Origin of the sequence: Duganella sp. BJB476 (genome assembly GCF_003416895.1) — a bacterium.
Classification (GTDB): Bacteria; Pseudomonadota; Gammaproteobacteria; order Burkholderiales; family Burkholderiaceae_D; genus Rugamonas.
Window position 1 is genome coordinate 464,295 of the sequence record NZ_QVIO01000004.1, and the last position, 16,972, is coordinate 481,266.

14 protein-coding genes are annotated in these 16,972 nt (G+C 65.9%); 2 read left to right on the plus strand and 12 right to left on the minus strand.

The window, feature by feature from the left end; genetic code table 11:
• Position 1 precedes the first annotated feature (1 nt).
• From D0T21_RS18655 to D0T21_RS18690, 8 genes are all read right to left on the minus strand, one after another.
• Entirely contained in the window at positions 2-1,957 is a 1,956-nt protein-coding gene (locus D0T21_RS18655) for a secretin and TonB N-terminal domain-containing protein (protein WP_116991711.1), read from the minus strand.
• The gene (locus tag D0T21_RS18660) at positions 1,954-2,484 is read right to left on the minus strand and encodes a hypothetical protein (protein WP_229211541.1); all 531 of its coding nucleotides are present in this window, start codon (positions 2,482-2,484) and stop codon (positions 1,954-1,956) included. Before D0T21_RS18660 ends, D0T21_RS18655 begins: the two co-directional genes overlap by 4 nt.
• Entirely contained in the window at positions 2,484-3,077 is a 594-nt protein-coding gene (locus D0T21_RS18665) for a hypothetical protein (protein ID WP_116991709.1), read from the minus strand. The genes D0T21_RS18660 and D0T21_RS18665 overlap by 1 nt, the downstream gene beginning before the upstream one ends.
• Positions 3,065-3,625 (minus strand): hypothetical protein, encoded by a 561-nt coding sequence (locus tag D0T21_RS18670; RefSeq protein ID WP_116991706.1) that lies wholly within the window; start codon positions 3,623-3,625, stop codon positions 3,065-3,067. The genes D0T21_RS18665 and D0T21_RS18670 overlap by 13 nt, the downstream gene beginning before the upstream one ends.
• Positions 3,622-4,548 (minus strand): hypothetical protein, encoded by a 927-nt coding sequence (locus tag D0T21_RS18675; RefSeq protein ID WP_229211542.1) that lies wholly within the window; start codon positions 4,546-4,548, stop codon positions 3,622-3,624. Before D0T21_RS18675 ends, D0T21_RS18670 begins: the two co-directional genes overlap by 4 nt.
• A complete protein-coding gene (locus tag D0T21_RS18680; RefSeq protein WP_116991704.1) occupies positions 4,535-6,226 on the minus strand; it encodes a GspE/PulE family protein in 1,692 nt (563 codons plus the stop codon). The genes D0T21_RS18675 and D0T21_RS18680 overlap by 14 nt, the downstream gene beginning before the upstream one ends.
• On the minus strand, positions 6,223-7,425 hold the full coding sequence (locus D0T21_RS18685; RefSeq protein WP_116991702.1) for a type II secretion system F family protein: 1,203 nt from the start codon (positions 7,423-7,425) through the stop codon (positions 6,223-6,225). Before D0T21_RS18685 ends, D0T21_RS18680 begins: the two co-directional genes overlap by 4 nt.
• Before the next feature lie 215 nt (positions 7,426-7,640).
• On the minus strand, positions 7,641-10,178 hold the full coding sequence (locus D0T21_RS18690) for a M4 family metallopeptidase (protein ID WP_116991699.1): 2,538 nt from the start codon (positions 10,176-10,178) through the stop codon (positions 7,641-7,643).
• A 766-nt stretch (positions 10,179-10,944) separates the two neighbouring features.
• On the opposite strand from D0T21_RS18690, the gene D0T21_RS18695 reads away from it, so the two are divergent.
• Positions 10,945-11,601 (plus strand): hypothetical protein, encoded by a 657-nt coding sequence (locus tag D0T21_RS18695; protein ID WP_116991697.1) that lies wholly within the window; start codon positions 10,945-10,947, stop codon positions 11,599-11,601.
• Positions 11,602-11,605: 4 nt separating this feature from the next.
• Here the strand turns inward: D0T21_RS18695 and D0T21_RS18700 are convergent, their stop codons facing one another.
• Positions 11,606-12,262, minus strand: a complete 657-nt coding sequence (locus tag D0T21_RS18700; RefSeq protein WP_116991694.1) for a DUF6445 family protein — start codon at positions 12,260-12,262, stop codon at positions 11,606-11,608.
• 4 nt (positions 12,263-12,266) lie between these two features.
• Positions 12,267-13,664, minus strand: coding sequence for an argininosuccinate lyase (gene argH / locus D0T21_RS18705; protein ID WP_116991692.1), 1,398 nt, complete (start codon positions 13,662-13,664; stop codon positions 12,267-12,269).
• Positions 13,665-13,762: 98 nt separating this feature from the next.
• Between argH and D0T21_RS18710 the strand changes: the two genes are divergently transcribed.
• Complete coding sequence (locus D0T21_RS18710) at positions 13,763-14,188, plus strand: GNAT family N-acetyltransferase (RefSeq protein WP_116991877.1); 426 nt, start codon at positions 13,763-13,765, stop codon at positions 14,186-14,188.
• 91 nt (positions 14,189-14,279) lie between these two features.
• On the opposite strand, the gene D0T21_RS18715 is transcribed toward D0T21_RS18710, so the two are convergent.
• On the minus strand, positions 14,280-15,674 hold the full coding sequence (locus D0T21_RS18715; protein ID WP_116991690.1) for a YfcC family protein: 1,395 nt from the start codon (positions 15,672-15,674) through the stop codon (positions 14,280-14,282).
• Between the two features lie 14 nt (positions 15,675-15,688).
• Positions 15,689-16,828: a succinylglutamate desuccinylase/aspartoacylase family protein gene (locus D0T21_RS18720; RefSeq protein ID WP_116991688.1), complete on the minus strand. Its 1,140-nt coding sequence runs from the start codon at positions 16,826-16,828 to the stop codon at positions 15,689-15,691.
• Positions 16,829-16,972: the final 144 nt, after the last annotated feature.

Consider the following 16,972-nt stretch of genomic DNA (forward strand, 5'->3'; position numbering starts at 1 on the left):
GCTATTGGCCTTTCTTCGGCGGCGTGTAGGGAACGGGATTGACCGGTTCCGGCTTGGCGGGCGGCGCCGGCGGCGTGTCGCCGCCTGTCATGCCCGAGCTGCCGCTCATCGAGGAACCAACCGGCGCCAAGGCTGGCGCGGCGTCGCGCGGCGTGGGCGCCATGTCCGCCGCCGTATCGGGCACGGAGGCCAGCGTGGTGCCGATCTGACTGCGGCCGCCGATATCGGATTCGGTGCCGGAGTTGAACTCCGCAGCCGACAATTCCGGCCGGCGGATCGAGCGCAGCACGCGCGGCGTGATCGACAGCACGATCTCGCTGCGGGTGGAGTCGTCCTTCTGGCTGCCGAACAAGCGGCTCAGCACCGGCAGCTCGCCCACGCCGGGCACCTTGTTGGCGGTGGTGCGGTCCTCGTCACTGATCAGGCCCGCCAGCACCTGGGTCTCGCCGTCCTTCAGGCGCAGCACGGTGGCAGCGCTGCGGGTGCCGATCTGGTAGGCCTGGGTGCCGGATTTGCTGACGATCTCCTTGACCACGCTGCTGACCTCCAGGTTGATCTTGATCGCCACTTCGTCATCGAGGTAGACATTGGGTTCCACGTCCAGCTTCAGGCCAACGTCGACGTAGTTCACGCTGTCTGAGCTGACGCCGTTGTTGGTGGTGACGGTAATCACCGGCACGCGGTCGCCGATCAGCACCTTGGCCTTGTCCTTGTTGCGCACGCGGATGCGCGGGTTGGCCAGGATGTTGCTGTCCGTGTCGTTCTTGTTGGCGTTGATGGTGACGGTGCCGAAACCCACGCCGATGGTGTCGCCAGTGATTTTGCGCAGGTCGCCCACGTTCAGCTGGCCGTACTGGCCGCTGCCCAGCAGGGTCAGGCCAACGGTGTCGGGCCAGCGCACGCCCAGCTCCTGGATGCGTGAGCGCTTCACTTCCAGCACTTCCACTTCCAGCATCACTTCGGGATCGGCCACGTCCTGCACGGCGATGATGCGTTCGGCCATGCGTATCATCTCCGGCGTGTCGCGCATGATGATGGTGCCGATGCGTTCATCGGTGACGATATCGCGCGCCTTGAGCAGCGTCTTGAGCGAGAACGCCACCGTCTTCACGTCGGAGTTCGCCAGGAAGAAGCTGCGCACCAGCAGCTGCTGGTAGTCCTTCTGCTTCTGCGGATTGTTGGGGTAGATGGTGATCGAGCGGTCGCCGGTGATGCTTTGTTCCAGCTGGTTGGCGCTCAACAGCATGCCGATGGCTTCCTCGATGCTGGTGTCGCGCACCGAGATGGTGGCGCGCAGGTTGGGATCGACGTCACGGTCGAACACGAAGTTCAGGCCCGATACCTTGCTGATGAAATCGAAGACGGCGCGCAGCGGGGCGTCGCGGAACTCCAGCGTGACCGGCTTGCGGTAGGCCATGGCCAGCCGTCCACCAGCGGGGCGCAGGCGGGTCTGGGCGTCGCTGACGAGGGTCTTGAGGCGCAGCAGGTCGCGCTGGTTGGGGCGCTCCACCAGCAGGGGACGCAGCAGCTCCTGCGCTTGCGCCAGATTGGCGTCGCCGCCGCGCTGCACCAGCGCTTCGACGTCGCCCGTCACCTTCTGCTGGCGCTGATCCTGCTCCAGCGCCGCCTTGCCCTGGCGCGCCACCTGGTTGGCCGGGTCCAGCGCCAGTGCGCGGTCGTACATCGCGCCGGCTTCGGCGGCCTGGCCTTTCGCGCGCAGTATGTCGCCGTTGTTGTTCATGGCGTTGACCAGTTTGAGCCGGCGGTTCAGCAGCACGATGCGGTATTCGGCGTTGTGCGGATCGTCGCGCGAGGCCTGTTCCAGCTTGGCCAGGCCCTGGTCGATCTGGCCTGCGTCCAGCAGGGCGTTGCCTTCCTTGAAGGTCTGGCTGCCGGCGCAGGCGCTCAGCAACAGCGTGATGGCCAGGATGTGCAGGCGGTGGGCGGTCGATTTCAATTGGTGTCCCCTACGACTAAGGTTTGTTTCTGGTTGAGCGGCAGGTAGATGAAGTTCATCGTGTTGCCGCTGACGCTGTCGAGCAGATAGCTGTCGTTGACTTTTTCGCCGGGACGGGCGACGACGTTCTGGCCGTCGATTTGCAGGAAGTAGGCGGTCTTGCCTTCATCCGTAAAGCTGCCCATGAACTGGAAGGGCAGGGCCGGCGGGCCGGATGGCGCGCTGGCCTGCTGCGCCGCCTGCGCCTGCGCCTGGTCCATCATGATTTTCTTCGGCGTCTCCGGCGCCCAGCTTTGCTTGGCGAAGACGTTGCCCATCTCGTCGTCGGCGACGCGCGGGTGGATTTGCAGGTCGACGCCGTCGGCCTGAGGGGCTGCTGCAGCCACGGGCGGCTGCGCGGCGGGAACCGGTGTGGCTTCGCGCGTGGTGGCGGCTGCGGGGCCGACCACGCCGCCGTCCTGGTCGGGCGCGAACCATGCGGCCAGCAGTGTGGCGACGGCGGCGGCGCCGATCACGATCTTTCTCATCACCGCACCTCCTGTCGCACCAGCAGTACAAACTGGATGCGTGCCTCGATGTCGCCGGACTCGATCTGCTCGCGCTTGAAGGCGACCGAGTCGAGCGTCAGCGTCGGCAGCGCCTGCAGCGCGCCGATGATGAAGGTCTGCACGCTTGCGTAATCGGCCTTGACCGGCAGCGTGATGCGGTAGCGCAGGAAGCCGGCCTTGGCGTCCAGTTCAGGCTTGTACTCCGCCTTGTTCAGCGCTATGCCGCTTTGCTGCGCCACCTTCACCAGTTCCTTGAGCTGCTCGGGGATGGTGTCGTGCGCGGGCAGGTAGGCATGGAAGGCGGCGACGCCGCCGGCGGCCGTGGGCGCTGGCGTATGCGGCGTGGCGGCGGCGCGGGCGGCGGTGTTGAGCTGCCGTGTCAACGCCGCCTGGCGCTGGTCGAGCTGCGTTGCGTGCCATTGCGCCAGCACGGCCAGCAGCGCGCAGGCGATGCCCGCCGCCGCGCCGGGACCGGCCTGGCGCAGCAGGCGGCGGGCTTGCCACGCCAGCCTGGGTGCTAGGTTGGGCGCGAGCTTCAGCTTGGGCAGCGCGCCGGATTTCATTGCCGCCATTGGGCCTCCAGCTGAAAGTGGTAGGGCCGCTCACCAGCGCCGGCCGCCATCTCGTGCTTGACCAGGTACACGGAGCGGAACATCGGTTGCTGGTTGAGGAAGGCCAGGTAGTTGATCATGTCTTGCGCGGTTTCCGCTTCGGCGGCGATCTTCAGCGCGCCGGAAGGGACGGTGGTGTCGGCGCCGTCCTGTGGTGGTTGGCCGTTGAGGTCCAGGGCCAGCAGCGCCACCCGCACGTCGGCTGGTGCGACGATGGCCTTGATCAGCCGCGTCACCGGCAGGTTGAGTTGGCGAACTGCTTCGGCCACCGCCTTCACCTGCAGATCCAGTTCGTGCTGCTGCGCCGGCGCCAGCGCGGGCCGCGTCAAACGCGTCGGTTGCGTGGCGGCCGATTGCGCGTCCAAGCGCGCCTCCAGCCGTTTGACGGTTTGCAGTTGCGAGATCCAGTTGCCGGCGGCGGGCAGCAGCATCAGCAGGCCGACGGCCAGCAAGGCAAGGCGCCAGCCGGTGGGCTGCGTGGCGCGGGGCAGGAAGTTCAGGTGCGTCATGCCGCCACCTCTGGAGATACCGCAGGCGGTTGCCGCGTCGTGGCAGCTGCAATGACGGCGTGTTCGCCGAACGGATTGGAGCTCAGGTGGAAGCGCGAGGGCAATGCGCTGGGGACGAGATGCAGCGCGGCGGCAGTCGGCGTGGCCGCAACCGTCGACTGCAATGCGCTCAGGTCCGTGACGGCCACCTGCTCGATGCCGGCCAGTTCGGGCGCGCGCAAAGTCCAGCGCTGCCAGGCTTGCGGCAGTTCGAGCCGCCACGCCTCGCTGGCCGGCTGCGACTGGATGGCGACGATGCGGTTGTCGCGCAGCGCCGCCATCGTGATGCGGCCAGGTTCGATCAGCGCCAGCGCGCCGGTGGCGGCGGCCGCTCCTTTGCGCAGCCGCTTCGCTGGCGATGCTCGCTGCGCACGCAGGGCGGTGCCCAGCAGCGGTTCGATCACGCGACAGGCATGGCCGCATTCGGCGGCGACGTCCTTCAGGGCTTGCAGCAGCGTGCTGTCGACGCCGCAGACCAGCCGTGTATGGCCGTAGGGCGCATCGTCGCCGACCACGCTCCAGCCGCGCGCATTGTCGCCGTACAGGGCCGCCAGCTGCGTTTGCAGGAAGCGGCTGGCCGACGGCTCGGACAGCAGCGCGTCGCTCCATGGCGCCAGCACCAGCTGGCTCCAGCGGCCCGACAGGCTGATCTCCAGCGGCAGCCTGGCCGCCGCGATGTCCGGCTGCTGCAACAGCGCGCGCAGCGCATCGATGCTGGCCTGCCAGTGGCCGCCGGCGCCATCGACCGCGATCTGCTGTGCGCTGCCTTCCACCAGCCGCTTGCCTTGGCGGATCACGCACAACAGCTGCTGCGGCGCGAGCAGCACGCGCAGGCGGCGTGGCGACAACGGCGCCAGCAGGGCGAGGCGTTCAATAAGTGACACGATTGAGCTCCAGTAAAGTCGTTTCTCCCTGCCGCACCAGATCCAGCCCGGCGCTGCGCGCCAGCCGGAAGCCCATGGTCGCGGCTTCTTCCTTCATGCGGCTGACCGGCGCGCGGGTGCAGATCATCTCGCGCATGGCGTCGTTCAGTATCAGCACCTCGGCCACGGCCTTGCGGCCCTTGTAGCCGGTGCCGCGGCAATGGCCGCAGCCGCTGCCGGCCTTGAAGCGCCAGTCGCACACGGCGTCGGCGGTCAGGCCGCTGTCGATCAGGTCCTGCGGATCGGGCGCCACCTCCACCGCGCAGTGCTCGCAGTTCAGGCGCAGCAGCCGCTGGGCGACGATGCCGTTCAGCGCCGCCGCAAAGCTGTAGGGGTCCACGCCCATGTGCAGGAAGCGGCCCACCACGTCGAACACATTGTTGGCGTGGACGGTGGTGAACACCAGGTGGCCGGTCAGCGAAGCCTGCACCGCGATCTGCGCGGTTTCATCATCGCGGATCTCGCCGATCATGATCTTGTCCGGGTCGTGGCGCAGGATGGAGCGCAGCCCGCGCGCGAAGGTCAGGCCCTTCTTCTCGTTGACGGGAATCTGCAGCACGCGCGGCAGCCGGTATTCCACCGGGTCTTCGATGGTGACGATCTTGTCGCGGCCCGTGTTGATCTCGGTGATGGCGGCGTACAGCGTGGTGGTCTTGCCGGAGCCGGTCGGCCCGGTCACCAGCAGCATGCCGTGCGGCTTGGCGGCCAGGCGGCGGATCTGCACGATGGCGTCGTCGTTCAGGCCCAAGCTCTCCAGCCGCAGCGCGGCGGCGGCCTCGGTCAGCGCGCGCCGGTCCAGCAGGCGCAGCACCGCGTCCTCGCCGAAGATGTTGGGCATGATGGAGACGCGGAAGTCGATCTCGCTGCCTTTGACGCGCACCTTGAAGCGGCCGTCCTGCGGCACGCGGCGCTCGGCGATGTCCAGCTCCGCCAGCACCTTGATGCGCGAGATGATCTGCTCGGCCATCTGCAGGCCCTGCACGGTGCCGGCCTGCACCAGCACCCCGTCCACGCGGTACTTGATGACCAGGCTGGCGGCGTCGCATTCCAGGTGGATGTCGCTGGCCTGGAACTTCAGCGCGTCGTAGATGGTGGAGTTGACCAGCTTGACCACCGGGCTGCTGTCTTCGCTGATGCGTATCAGCGAGATGTCCTCGATGGTCTGGTCCAGGTCCGCCAGCTCGCCGTGGCTGCCGTCTTCCATCATGTCCTGCATGGCCTGCTGCACGCTCTCCTGCTGCACCAGGTAGGCGGTCAGGTCGTCGGGATGGGCCAGCGCCACGCTGTAGGCGCAGCCGATGGCGTAGTCGGCCCACTGCAGGGTATCCTCGGCAAACGGGTTGCCGATGACGAGTACCGGCGCTGCGTCGGTATTACCTTCATCGCGCAGCAGCACGCAGTCGCGCTGTGCGCAGTCGGTGTAGGACAGCAGGTCGAAGGCCGGCCGCGCGGCTTGCAGTTTGCTCATCGGCCAGGCCGGATAGCAGAACAGGTTGGCCAGCTGGCGGGTCAATTCCTCCGGCGTCAGGCCGGAGCTTTCCTGCAGCAGCGCCATGGTTGGACGGCCTTGCGCCATCGCGGCGGCGCGCGCGCTGTGCAGCATCTCGGGGCTGAGGACAGCCGGTTCGCGTGCGTTCATGACAGACTCCCCGCCAATTCGAAGATCGGCATGTACATCAATACGACAACGCCGCCGATCACCACGCCGATCAGCGTCATCAAGACAGGTTCCAGCAGGCGCGAGGCCCAGTCCACCCAGCGCGCGAATTCCTCGTCGTGGAACTTGGCCGAGCGTTCCAGCATGTCGCCCAGGCGGCCCGTGTTCTCGCCGACCTTGAGCAGCGACTGCGCCACCGGCGTGGCCAGCGCGTTCTGTTCCAGCGCGGTGGAAAACGGCAGTCCCTGTTCCACCGCGCGGCGCGTCTGCACCAGCTGCACCTGCTGCTCCGGCAGCAGCATGGCGTTGGTCATCGCCAGCGCCTTCGACAGCGGTATGCCGGCGTGCAGCAGCAGCGACAGCGCGCGGTAGAAGCGCGCCAGGCGGAATTCGGCGGCCTTGGCCGACAGCACCGGCAGCCGCAGCACGGCGAGCACCAGCTTCCGGCGCATGGCGGCGTTACCGAGGCCGAACACCACACCCAGCACCACGCCGCCCAGCGCGCCGGCGCTCAGCCACGGATGCGCGGCCAGCGTCTGGCCGAAGGACAGCAGCATCTGCGAGGCCCACGGGATTTCGCGGCCCGAGCTTTCGTACACCACGCTGAACTTGGGCACCACGTAGCCCATCAAGAACAGCGTGACCAGCGTGCCGACCACCAGCAGCATGGCCGGATAGATGGCGGCCGAGACCAGCTTCTTGCGGATGGCGTCGAACTGCAGCTGGTAGCCGACGAAGCGCGCCAGCGCCTCCGGCAGATTGCCCGAGCGCTCGGCCGCGTGCACGGTGGCGACATACAGGTCGGGGAAGACGGCCGGGAAGTCGGCCAGGGTGTCGGAGAAGCTTTTCCCCTGTTGCAGCGAGCGCTGGATCGCGGCCAGCGTGGCGCGCGCGCCGCCGCGGGTTTCCTTGTTGAGCAAGGTGGCGGTGGCTTCGCTCAGGTTCAGGCCCGCTTCCAGCAGGGCCAGTAGCTCCTGGCTGAATTGCAGCAGCGGGAAGGGCTGCTTGCTGAGGCGCGCGGGCGCACGCGCCCCCGCACCAGTGGATTCGGTACTGCCGATGGCCAGCACGCGCCACCCGTTGCGCGCCGCCTGCCGGATCGCGTCCGCCTCGCTGGCAGCGTCGATCGCTATGGTTTGCGGGCCGGACGGCCCACCCTGCACTTGGAGATGGTACTGCATCGCATGCGTACTGCCTTACTTGGAAGACGTTTCAAAATGACCGTGGCTTCGTTGCGGCTCCTTGCCGTGCAGGCGCACTGTCTTCGTCGCCGCGCCTCGCCACGCCCATTTTGAAACGCCTTCTTATTCAATCAGGTGAAAAAAAACCGGGCGGCGATGGGCTGCCGCCCCGGCAAATACAACCCCGTCGGGTCAGGCGGGGCTGGGTATCACACTTACTGGGTGATCAGGCTGACCTTGTCCACCACGAACGACGTTTGCAGCGACGAGTCTTCCGTCATGGCGAACGACAGCGTGACGGTCTGGCCTTTGTACGCGCTCATGTTGAAGGTGCGGACCTGGTAGCCGCTGGCCGCATTCACGTTCGAGTACGTGGCCAGGGTGCCCAGCACCGAACCGGCGCTGTTCTTCACGGTCACCACCAGCTTGTCGTAGGCGGTGCTGCCCGTTTCAGCGGTGTCGATGTGCAGCGCGAAGGTCAGCGTGGCCGAGGTCACGGTCGAAGGAATCGTCACCGCCTGGGTGATGGTTTCCGACGCGGTCGTGCCGTTACCACCCAGCCAGGCGAACTTGGTGCCTTCGTAGGCGGTCTGGCCGCTGTAGTTGCCGATCACGCCGGTGGTGCCGCTCCAGCCGGTGACGCCCGACTCGAAGCCGCCGTTGGTCACGCGCTCGGTGGTGCCGCCGGTGGAGCCGACGGTCAGCGTGGCGTTGCCCGAGGTGGCGGTTTGGGCCGGCGACGACGAGTCGCTGACCACGGCGTTGAACACCGCGCCGTTGTCGGCCGTCTGCGCCGTCAGCGAGTAGGTGGCCGAGGTGGCGCCAGTGATGACGGCGCCGTTGCGGTACCACTTGTAGGTGTACGGCGAGGTGCCGCCGGTGGCGCCCACGCTGAACGAGGCGGTGGCGCCGGCTGCCACGCTGACGTTGGACGGCTGGGTCGAAATCGACACGCCGCCGACTGCGCCGGTTTCGTCGATGTCGGCGCCGACGTTGATCGCCGCGTAGGCGCGCTGCACGGCGATGGCTTCTTTCGAGCCCGCGCCATACAGCTCGGTCGCTGCGGCCAGCACCTTGGTGCGGGCGTCGGCGTAGTTGGTCGACGAGGTGAACTTGGTGGTGTTCGCCTTGAACCAGATGCGGAACGCTTTGTCGTTGCCGATACCGGTCATCGCGGCCGGGCTCTTGACCAGGTATTTCGAGTAGTAGTCGCTGGTCGAGCTGGAGTTCGAGCCTTGCGACAGGAAGTAGAACATGCGGTTGTTAGGGCCGCTGGTGTAGTGCACGTCCAGGTTTTTCAGCGTGCTGCTCCAGGCGTCCGGGCTGCTGCCGTCCTTGCTAGGCTTGTACATCCAGCGCAGCGGCTGGCCGGATTTGCTGATCTCCTTGCCCATCATCCAGTCGTTGCCGGTGGCCGGGATCACGTTGCCGGTGCCGCCGTTGCGGGCGTAGGCTTCGATCATCTCGCCGCCGATGTCCGAGTTCGACTCGTTCAAGCCGCCCGACTCGCCGGAGTAGGTCAGGTTGGAGGTCGAGGCGGTGACGCCGTGCGACATCTCGTGGCCGATCACGTCGATCGAACCGAGGCTGTAGAAGCTCGAGCCGTCGCCGATGTACATGCACTTGCAACCGTCGTCGTAGAAGGCGTTGTCGTAGGAGTTGTCGACGTGGGCGGCGATGTAGGTGGCGGTGTTGTTACCGTCCAGCGACTGCCAGCCCAGCACGTTTTTCAGGCCGTCGTAGGTGTTCATCAAGCCCCACAGCGCGTTGACCGCGGCGGTCTGGCCGTTGGCGTTGGTGTCGCTGCCGCCGTTGATGTACTGCTTGCCGTCGCCCCAGGTGTTGGTGCTGTTGGTGTAGATGCTGCCGGCGTTCGGGCTGTTGGCCGAGCTGTGGGCGGCGTCGGTGATCGCCATGCCGCCGTAGGTGCCGCCGGTGCCGCGGGTGGAGTCGAGCATTTTGTAGGTGCTGCCCGACAGCGTGGTCTGGATCGGCACCACGCCGTTGTACTGGCTGTTGCCGGTGCCGACCACGGTCTGCAGCGCTTTCCACTGCGAGATCACGGCGCCGGTCTTGGCGTTGACCATGGTGTCGAAGTACACCACCTTGCCTTTGTCGGCCATGCGGGTCTGCACGAAGTAGGCCAGCTCATAGTGGTCGACCACGTCTTCCAGGTCCACGGCGTTGAGCGATGCTTCGGACTTGTTCAGGGCCGAGGCCACGCGCACCGACTTCATCACCGGGTAGATCAGCAGCTCGGCGTTCGGCGCCCAGCGGTGGGTGCCGCTCGGCGCGACGGCCTTGACCACCAGCGCGATGGCGTCGCTGGCGCTCAGCGTCGGATTCCAGTCGGTCGGGGCGGCGGCGGCCGAACGGCCGTTCGAGGCGGCGGGGGCGCCCAGCGCGGCGCGGCGGTCGGACACGGACTCGCTGACGATGTCGCCGGCGTTGTTGGTCACTACCACCGATTCCGAACCGAACACGCGCAGGCCCTTGAAGGTGTGGTTGGCGCGGGTGATTTTCTCGCCGACGACGCCGGGGTGCTGGCTGGCGATGCGGAAGCTATGGTCGGCGGACAGGCCGCGCTGGTTGTCCAGCGCGGTGAGCTTGGCCACCAGTCCTGCGCTCTCTTGTGGAGAGGCCTGGGCCACTGGCGCGGACATCAGCTGTGCCGCCGCTTGCGCTGCGTTGGAAGCCATCATCGGCAATGCTGCGACGATGGATGCAGCAAGTAGGGTCTTACGTAAATTCATCTCTTCTCCATGGGGTCTATGTGTTTTCGCTAGGTGCGGCCTTGGCCGGGATAGTGGCCAACTCGGCGTTCCCGACGCTGCATCGGCGGTTGGCCTGACAGCGTTTTTTTGCGGCTAAAACGGCGAGTAGGGGCGACACTATTCCTGTCGAGATCACGAAGTCAAAAAACTTGGAAAAATAGTCAAGGAAGAAAGAAATGTCCGAAATGAGACACTCCGGCGGGCGGAAAAACCGGGCCTGGCGGCGGCCTCCATACCAGATGTAAGCCGCATGAATGCGCACGATTGGCCGAGTTTGTCTTATATCAACAACGAACTAGGTGCGGCCCTCTATTTTCGGTGGCTACGCAACACAATGCACAAATTTTCAGCAAATCATGGTTGCAGAGTTCTAATATTGCGAATTAAACTAGTTGATGCCAGCTCGGATTATGGTTCGTGACTGGCATATAAAAAGCGCAGGGCACGACCCTTGGTAACAAGCGCAACGGGAACCACAGGAAGAAGAAAATGACCGCACACCCAACGCATAACGTCAGTTCCGCCCGCGCACTGCGCGCCGCCCACACAACGGCGCCGCCACCGGCCTAGCATCGCCCTCCAATCATCACCGCTTGCCGCACCCTGACTGCCGCCGCGCCTCCATCCGAGGCGCCGGCAGCGGGATTGCGTCGCCGCGCGGGCGCCTACCAAGGCGCGCCGCCTGGCGCAGCGCCTGCAGTTCAGTAGAGTTTTTGTCCGCCGGCGCGCGGACAGGGGAGCTTGTATGCTGTCGATTGCAACCAAAGTAGAACGCATCGTCATGGAGTCGTCCTTCCTCACGGAGGGCTTGCGGCGCAATTTGATCAATTTGTCGGAGCTGGCGCGCCAGTTGCAGCCGCAGCTCGAAAGCGACATGTGGAAGCCGGTCGGCCAGGCGGCGGTGGTGATGGCGCTGCGGCGCGTGGCCGAGCGCCTGCCGGAGGCCAGCAACCAGCCGCTCGCGCTGGCGCAGAAGACCGGCGAGCTGACCACCCGCACCGAGCTGACCGAGTACACCTACCGCTATTCGGACAGCATCAACGAATGCCATCGCCAGCTGCTGTCGAAGGCGGAGCCGATGCGCGGCGCCTTCGTCACGGTCACGCGCGGCGTCAACGAGGTGATGGTCATTTGCAGCCGCGTGCTGACGGCGATGGTGGAGGAGGTGTTTGCCGGCGAACGGCTGCTGGCGCGCCAGGACAACCTGAACGCGGTGACGCTGCACCTGAACCCGGACACCAGCCGCACGCCGGGCATCTATCACGCCATCCTCAAGCAGCTGGCGTGGGACAAGATCAACCTGGTCAACATGATCTGCACCTACACCGAGCTGACCATCCTGCTGGAGCAGAACCAGACCGGCGCGGCGTTCACAGTCTTGTCGAAGATCGTCACCCAGTAAGGGCTCAGGCCATCCAGAAGAACACGGCGGTCATGCGTTTGTCGTCGTGGTCGCAGCCGAAGTAGCTGCTGGCCGAGTGCACCAGGTTGGCGCGGTACAGCAGGATGCGGTTGAACTGGTTGTCGACGCGCTGGTCTTCCTGCCAAGCCTGCGGCGGCAGGCTGGTCACGCCCAGCGCCTCGCGCAGGTTGGCGTGCGGCGGGCTGCAGTAATTGCCGCCCAGCGTGCCGTCCGGGTAGCGCAGGCGGTAGAACGAGGTGCCGGCCGCCGGCAGCGGATCGGGCGACAGGTAGATCACCGCCGCGTAGCGGCACAGCTTGAGCGAATCGGTGTGCGGACGCGGACCGGATTCGATCCCGCCCACCAGCTGCACGTAGTTGTGATTGAGGGTGCTGCCTTGCGGCGTGGCTTCCTGCCACAGCTTCTTGGCGCCGGTGACTTTCCTGACCCAGGCTTCCACCTGCGCCAGTTCGTCCGGCAGCAGCGCGCCCTTGCTGCGCATGCCGGGCCACGGCTCGGGGCGATGCGGCGCGCCCAGTTCCCAGTCCTCGCGCGCGAAGCAGCGCCGGGCCACTTCCTGCGCGTTCGGCAGGATGTTGTCCATGACCCAGTAGTCGCGCCCCAGTTGCGGTTTGCGATAGGTGAGCGTCGGGCGCGCCATTGCCTTATTTGGCCAGCTGCTCGCGCACGCGGGCGATGGCCTTGCGCACCTGGTTAGGGGCGGTGCCGCCGACGTGGTCGCGCGCGGCGACCGAGCCTTCCAGCGTCAGCACGGCGAAGACGTCGTCGTCGATCAGCGCCGAGTAGGCGCGCAGCTGGTCGAGCGACATTTCCGACAGGTCGATCTTCAGGTCGTCGCAGGCGCGCACGGCGTGGGCCACGGCTTCGTGGGCGTCGCGGAACGGCAGGCCTTTCTTGACCAGGTAGTCGGCCAGGTCGGTGGCGGTGGCGTAGCCCTGCAGGGCGGCGGCGCGCATCGCTTCCGGCTTGACGCTGATGCCGCCGGCCATGTCGGCAAAGATGCGCAGCGTGTCGACCACGGTGTCGACGGTGTCGAACAGCGGTTCCTTGTCTTCCTGGTTGTCCTTGTTGTAGGCCAGCGGCTGGCCTTTCATCAGGGTCAGGAGGCCCATCAGGTGGCCGTACACGCGGCCCGTTTTACCGCGCGCCAGTTCCGGCACGTCCGGGTTTTTCTTTTGCGGCATGATCGACGAGCCGGTGCAGAAGCGGTCGGCGATGTCGATGAAGCCCACGCGTGGGCTCATCCAGATCACCAGCTCTTCCGACATGCGCGACACGTGGGTCATGATCAGCGAGGCGGCGGCGGTGAACTCGATGGCGAAGTCGCGGTCGGAGACGGCGTCCAGCGAGTTGTGGCAGACGTCGTCGAAGCCCAGCGTTTTGGCGACGCGTTCGCGGTCGATCGGGAAGGTGGTGCCGGCCAGCGCGGCGGCGCCCAGCGGCAGGCGGTTGACGCGCTTGCGGCAGTCGGCCATGCGCTCGGCGTCGCGGCCGAACATTTCGACGTAGGCCAGCATGTGGTGGCCGAAGGTGATCGGCTGCGCCACTTGCATGTGGGTGAAGCCGGGCATGATGGTGTCGGCGTTTTTCTCGGCCAGGTCGGTCAGGGCGCCGCGCAGGGCTGCCAGCAGGTCGACCACGTCGTCGATGGCGGAGCGCACGTAGAGGCGGATGTCGGTGGCCACCTGGTCGTTGCGGGAGCGGCCGGTGTGCAGGCGCTTGCCGGCGTCGCCTACCAGTTCGGTCAGGCGTTTTTCGATATTCAGGTGGACGTCTTCCAGGTCCAGCAGCCATTCGAACTGGCCGGCTTCGATCTCGGACGAGATTTGCGCCATGCCGCGCTCGATCTCGGCGCGGTCGGCGGCGCTGATGATGCCTTGCGCGGCCAGCATTTCGGCGTGGGCCAGCGAGCCCTGGATGTCGGCCTTGGCCAGGCGCTTGTCGAAGAAGACGGAAGCGGTGTAGCGTTTGACCAGGTCCGAGACGGGTTCGTTAAAACGGGCCGACCAGGCTTCGCTTTTTTTGGAAAGTTGTGCTGTCATAGTGGGGAAGTCTTGTGCGCGTAATTGATGTCAGCACCGATTATAAACCGCAAGCTGCTCAAAAATATGTCAACATTACTATTTTGGCTATCGAAATCATGACGACTCTGCACATCAGCACCAACAAGGCGGATCTGGACGTGCCGCTGATTTATCAATTTATCAGCGAGCAGTCGACATGGGCGATCGGCATGCCGCTGCCGGTGCTGGAGCGGGCGATCGACAATTCGCTGTGCTTTGGCGCCTACCTGGACGGACGGCAGATCGGCTTCGCGCGGGTGGTGACCGACTGCGCCACCTTCGCCAACCTGGTCGATGTGTTCGTGCTGCCGGAGTTTCGCGGGCGGGGCTACAGCACGCAGTTGATGGAGGCGGTGCTGGGCCACCCGGACCTGCAGGGCCTGCGCCGCTTCACGCTGGCGACCGGCGACGCGCATGGCCTGTACGAAAAGTTCGGCTTCACGCCGCCGGCCCGGCCGACCACGCTGATGGAGCGCTACTTCCCCAACATCTACAGCAATTAGTGGGGTCAAGTCTGACATTCGGACATGAGCTCAACTGTAACGCGCCCTACAGTTAAGTCCGTGTCCGAATGTCAGACTTGACCCCCGACCGTTACTGCCAGTTCATCAGGCACGGCGGCACCAGCAAGGCCAGCGCCAGCACGGCGTAGATCAGCTGCAGCGGCACCATCCATTTCGCCCAGGTGATCCATGGGATGCGCGCCAGCGCCAGTACGCCGACGGTGATGCCGGAGGTCGGTATCATCGGCGTGGTGAACTCGCCGAACTGGAACGCCAGGATCGCCGTCTGCCGCGTCACGCCCACCAGGTCGGCCAGCGGCGCCATGATCGGCATGGTCAGCGCGGCCTGGCCGCTGCCGGAGTGGATGAAGAAGTTGATCACGGTCTGGATGCCGAACATCTTCCACGCCGCGAAGATCGGGCTGGACGACTGCACCAGCGGCATCAGCGAGTGCAGCATGGTGTCGATGATGTGGGCGTCACGCGCCAGGATCATGGTGCCGCGCGCCAGCGCGATCACCAGCGCCGTGCCCACCAGGTCGCGCGCGCCCTGGATGAAGCCTTCGACGATCTGGTTCGAATCGAGCTTGCCCACCAGGCCGATGACGATGCCCATGGTCAGGAACAGCGCGGCGATTTCGTCGATGTACCAGTCGTAGCCGACCACGCCGCCCACCATGATCGCCAGCGAACCGACGAAGATCGCCAGCACCAGCTTGTGGCGCCCGGTCATGCCGTGGAATTCGCCCAGGCCGTGCGGCTGCTCGCGGCGCTTGTCCAGGTCCAGCGCGTAGGTCGGGCTCAGTTCCGGACTTTTCTTCACGCGCGCCGCGTACCACATCAGGAACACGATGGTGATGGCGGTGGCGATGAACCACACGATCAGCCGATACGCCCAGCCGGAGAACACCGGCACGCCGGCGATGCCCTGGGCGATGCCGACGTTGAAGGGATTCAGAAACGCCGCCGAAAAACCGACCTGCGAACCGAGGAAGGGGATCGACACGCCGGTGACGGTGTCGTAGCCCAGGGCCAGCGCCAGCGGCACGAAAATCAGTATAAACGGTATGGCTTCTTCATTCATGCCGAAGGTGGCGCCGCCGATCGAGAACATGGTGACGAACACCGGTATCAACGCCTTCTGGATGAACACCGAGCTGTCGTGCGCGCGCGCCAGCGACTTGATCATCGAGTCGACCGCCTCGGTCTTCTGCAGCACCGAGAAGGCGCCGCCGACGATCAGCACGAAGCCGATGATCAGCGCGGCGTCGACGAAGCCCTTGATCGGCGCCTTCATCAGCGCCGTCACGCCCTGCGGCGCGCTGGCGATGTAGTGGAAGCTGGACGGATCGATCAGCTGCTTGCCGTTGACCAGGTGGGTGTCGTACTTGCCGCCGGGGACCAGCCAGGTGGCCGCCGCGATCAGGGCCAGGATGATGAACAGCAGGACGAAGGTGTGCGGCAGCTTGAATTTTTTAGTGGTCATTTTTTTATACAGCGTTATTGGCTCAGCAGGTCGCCGGCGCGGTAGGCTTCGGCGCCGGCGACTTTGCCGACGTTCATGCCACGGATCACATGGCGGTGCGCGCTGCGGGCAAAGAACACGCCGGCCACGCCGGCGCGTATCACCGTGGTCTCGCCGCTGACCGGGTCGATCAGGTCGGCCACGGCGTCGCCCGGCGCCACGCGCGCGCCCAAGTCGCGGGTGTAGACCAGGATGCCGGCGTGCGGCGCGTACAGCGGCTCGACGCCCTCCAGCGGCGTGGCGGCGCACAGCGGCGCGGGCAGCACGGCGGCTGCCGCTGCGGCCGCGGCGTCCGGCGCCTGCAGCACGCCGTTCAGCGTCAGGAACTGCAGCAGGCCGGCGGCGTCCTGCTCGGCCAGCGCGTAGCTCACTTCCATTTCGCCGCGCAGTTCGACGGTGGTCGACAGGCAGGCTGCAGGGATCGGATAGCGGCCTTCGAAGTGTTTGTCCAGGTCCCACCACAGGCGGCTGCAGGCTTCGTCGAACGGTTCGCCGCCGGCCTGGTAGGCCAGCAGCAGCGCGTGCGCGCCCAGGATGGCCGCCAGCGGCGCGACGCCCTCGGCCAGCGGCGTGCCGGCGTAGATGTGCAGCGCCGCCTCGTTGTCGCAGTGCAGATCGAGCACGATGTCGGCGTCGATCGCCAGCGTCATCAGGGTTTTCTTCAGCGTGTCGGCGTCGGTGGCCGGCTGCCAGGCGGCGATCGAGGCGCGCGCGTGTTCGCGGATCAGGCGCACGTTGGCGTCGGCGTCCGCGCCCAGCAGGCCGTCCAGCGATTTTTTCAGGTCGTCCGCCACGTGCTTGTACGAGCGGTTGAAGTTGATGCCGGTGGTGAGGTCGAAGCGGCCGAAGGCGGCGCCGTGGATCGCCTGCGCCAGGCCGATCGGATTGGCGGCCGGCACCAGTATCACTTCGCCGGTGATGCGGCCGGCCGCTTCCAGCGCGCCCAGCTCCTTGCGCAGGGTTTGCGCCACCAGCATGCCGGGCACTTCGTCGGCGTGCAGCGAGGCCTGGATGTAGACCTTCTTGCCGGCGCCGGGGCGGCCGTAGTGAAGGCTGGTCAGTTCAAAGCTGGCGTTGCTGTGCGGGCCAGACAGGGGATGTTTGTGTACTTGCATGGCAGGAAGGACTTTTTCGACAAAGATTGAGTATGTAGCACTATTTTCACAAAGTAAATCGCTGCACGGCGAAAGGCGGCCCGGTTTCTTGAGTTTTCCCGGCGATGTGCGTACAGTTAGTTTAATAGAATCATTTATATAACA

What these genes read in the sequence shown, in the direction of transcription:
- D0T21_RS18660 (WP_229211541.1), bottom strand. Translation starts at nt 2,484, where the DNA reads ATGAGAAAGATCGTGATCGGCGCCGCCGCCGTCGCCACACTGCTGGCC.
- D0T21_RS18665 (WP_116991709.1), bottom strand. Translation starts at nt 3,077, where the DNA reads ATGGCGGCAATGAAATCCGGCGCGCTGCCCAAGCTGAAGCTCGCGCCC.
- D0T21_RS18670 (WP_116991706.1), bottom strand. Translation starts at nt 3,625, where the DNA reads ATGACGCACCTGAACTTCCTGCCCCGCGCCACGCAGCCCACCGGCTGG.
- D0T21_RS18680 (WP_116991704.1), bottom strand. Translation starts at nt 6,226, where the DNA reads ATGAACGCACGCGAACCGGCTGTCCTCAGCCCCGAGATGCTGCACAGC.
- D0T21_RS18685 (WP_116991702.1), bottom strand. Translation starts at nt 7,425, where the DNA reads ATGCAGTACCATCTCCAAGTGCAGGGTGGGCCGTCCGGCCCGCAAACC.
- D0T21_RS18690 (WP_116991699.1), bottom strand. Translation starts at nt 10,178, where the DNA reads ATGAATTTACGTAAGACCCTACTTGCTGCATCCATCGTCGCAGCATTG.
- D0T21_RS18695 (WP_116991697.1), top strand. Translation starts at nt 10,945, where the DNA reads ATGCTGTCGATTGCAACCAAAGTAGAACGCATCGTCATGGAGTCGTCC.
- D0T21_RS18700 (WP_116991694.1), bottom strand. Translation starts at nt 12,262, where the DNA reads ATGGCGCGCCCGACGCTCACCTATCGCAAACCGCAACTGGGGCGCGAC.
- argH (WP_116991692.1), bottom strand. Translation starts at nt 13,664, where the DNA reads ATGACAGCACAACTTTCCAAAAAAAGCGAAGCCTGGTCGGCCCGTTTT.
- D0T21_RS18710 (WP_116991877.1), top strand. Translation starts at nt 13,763, where the DNA reads ATGACGACTCTGCACATCAGCACCAACAAGGCGGATCTGGACGTGCCG.
- D0T21_RS18715 (WP_116991690.1), bottom strand. Translation starts at nt 15,674, where the DNA reads ATGACCACTAAAAAATTCAAGCTGCCGCACACCTTCGTCCTGCTGTTC.
- D0T21_RS18720 (WP_116991688.1), bottom strand. Translation starts at nt 16,828, where the DNA reads ATGCAAGTACACAAACATCCCCTGTCTGGCCCGCACAGCAACGCCAGC.